Raw genomic sequence first — 2,226 nt, forward strand, 5'->3', positions numbered from 1 at the left:
GGAGTGGCCGCCGTAATGTTCCTGCTCCCGAAGCTGAACAAGGCCCTGCCGGCGAGCCTGATCGCAGTCCTGCTGGCCACCGTGGCCGCCGAGCTGCTCCAGCTCGAGATTCCCCGGATCGGCGAGCTGCCGCATTCCCTGTCAGCACCGTCGCTGCCGTCGCTTGATCCGGCGACACTGGGCGGTCTCCTGATGCCGGCGGTCTCCATCGCGATGCTCGCCGCCATCGAATCCTTGCTCTCCGCACGGGTGGCCGCCGGCATGGTGGGCCCTGACGGGAGGCCCTCCGGGGCCTACAGCCCGGACCGGGAGCTGACGGGGCAGGGACTCGCCTCCGTCGCGGCGGGATTCTTCGGCGGCATGCCGGCCACCGGCGCTATCGCCCGGACCGCGGTCAACGTCCGCTCCGGCGCCAAAACCCGGCTCTCCGCGATTGTGCACGCGCTGGTGCTGCTGGCCATCATCTACCTGGCAGCCGGACTGGTCGGAAAGATTCCGCTCGCGGTCCTGGCCGGGATCCTGATGGTTACGGCAACCCGCATGGTGTCCAGGCACACGGTCGGAGCGATCATGCGTTCCACCCGCGCCGACGCGTTCGTGTTCATCCTGACGGCCCTCATCACCGTGGCCTTCGACCTGATTGTGGCCATCGAGATCGGGCTTGTCGCCGCGGCCCTCTTTACGCTGCGCAAGTTCGCCTCGCTCAGCGGGGTAAAGCGCGAGGAGGTTCCGGGGCCGCGCGAGGCAGGGGACGAGCATATCGCGATCTTCAGGCTGGACGGGGCCATGTTCTTCGGCGCCGCGGAACGCGTCCTGCAGGAAATCAGCCAGGTCAAGGATATCCAGGTGGCCATCATCCGGCTGTCCCAGGTGCGGATGCTCGACGCCACCGGGGCCCATACGCTGGTGGAGGTCATCTCGGCGCTGGAGCTGCGCGGCGTGACGGTCCTGCTGAAGGGCGTCCAGCCGCAGCACCTTGAGCTCGTGACCAACGTCGGGGTGATCCGCTCGCTGCGGCACCACAAACACCTGTTCACGACGCTGCCCGAGGCCGTGGCGCACGCCCGCAGCCACGTGCTCCGGAATGCCGCTGCTAACGCTTGAGGTTTTTCCGGATCGTCTGGCCGCGGACCACAATCCCCGCAATGTGCAGGACCAGGCCGAGCCCGATCACGGCGAGGGAGGCCACTGCGAGGTCCTGGTTACCGGAGGTGTTCCCCACGAGGTTCAGGGCGATGCCGACGGCGAGCAGCCCCATCGCGCTGAAAACCAGCACCTTGTAGGTGGTTGATGCGGAGTCCCAGAATTCTTTCAGCACCGTGCCAGTCTACTGGGGACCGCCGGCAACGCCGCGACACGCAAAGTGCCTGGCGACCCACAAAATGCCGGGCGACGCGGGAATACGGGCGCGTCAGGTATTTTGCGCGTCGCGGGGTAATTTCAACGTCAGAACAGCGGCTCCTGGACTGCCGGAACGTCGCTGCCGTGGTCGCCGAGTTCGATGGTCCGCGCCTTCAGCTGGCCAAGGTTGACGACGAATTCAAGGTCGGCGCCGTCGAGCCCGGCCAGCGCAACGCTGCCACTCAGCGAGTCGATCCGGAAACCGTGGGCACCCGTGCTGAGCTCATGCGGGTAGGCGTGCCGGACGGCCGGTCCGCAGACCGCATCCGACAGTCCCGGCCGCAGCCAACGTTCGTCCACGACCTCGAAGCCGCCGCCCCCGGCACCCGAGAGCAGCCCGCGGACAACCCCTGCCAGCCTGCAGTTCAGGGCGTCCAGTTCGACGGCGGGCGCCGGCCCGGTCAGGGCTGCGGCCTTGGCGGCCGAGCGGATCTGCTGCGGGACACCGGCGTCGCGGGTCACCAGGTCCTCGAGGTTCCTGACCACCCGGCCGTCGTCAGCGCGCGCGACGTAGCGGGCGGTGACGGCGCCCTGCTCCGCGAGCCGCTTCCATTTGCGCAGGTTCGCGGCGGTGCCCACCTTGCTGGCGCCGTTGGCGAAGGTGGCGATGTAGAGCCAGTGCGGCTGCATCAGGTAGGCCCGTAGACCAGGCGGCACATGTCCGCCGCGGTGAAAATCGTGGATGAGCCGTGAATCGTCCACGACGAAGCAGCGCTCACACTGGCTTCCCCTCACCGCCTGCGCCCGGTCCGGGCAGAGGACGTGATCGCGGTCAGCAGGCCCATGGACCTTGTGGTGCCCGAGACAGTATTTGCCGCCGGCGGC

3 protein-coding genes are annotated in these 2,226 nt (G+C 68.2%); 1 reads left to right on the forward strand and 2 read right to left on the reverse strand.

Annotated elements, in window-relative coordinates:
• On the forward strand, positions 1 to 1,104 hold a 1,104-nt coding region (locus K789_RS0116285; RefSeq protein ID WP_024367686.1), incomplete at its 5' end, for a SulP family inorganic anion transporter.
• Here the strand turns inward: K789_RS0116285 and K789_RS0116290 are convergent.
• On the reverse strand, positions 1,094 to 1,318 hold the full coding sequence (locus K789_RS0116290) for a DUF3188 domain-containing protein (protein WP_024367687.1): 225 nt from the start codon (positions 1,316 to 1,318) through the stop codon (positions 1,094 to 1,096). The two genes, K789_RS0116285 and K789_RS0116290, sit on opposite strands and share 11 nt — an antisense overlap.
• Before the next feature lie 128 nt (positions 1,319 to 1,446).
• The coding region (locus K789_RS0116295; RefSeq protein ID WP_024367688.1) for a DUF2797 domain-containing protein at positions 1,447 to 2,226 on the reverse strand (780 nt) is incomplete at its 5' end.

The organism is Arthrobacter sp. TB 26, assembly GCF_000427315.1.
Lineage (GTDB): Bacteria > Actinomycetota > Actinomycetes > Actinomycetales > Micrococcaceae > Arthrobacter.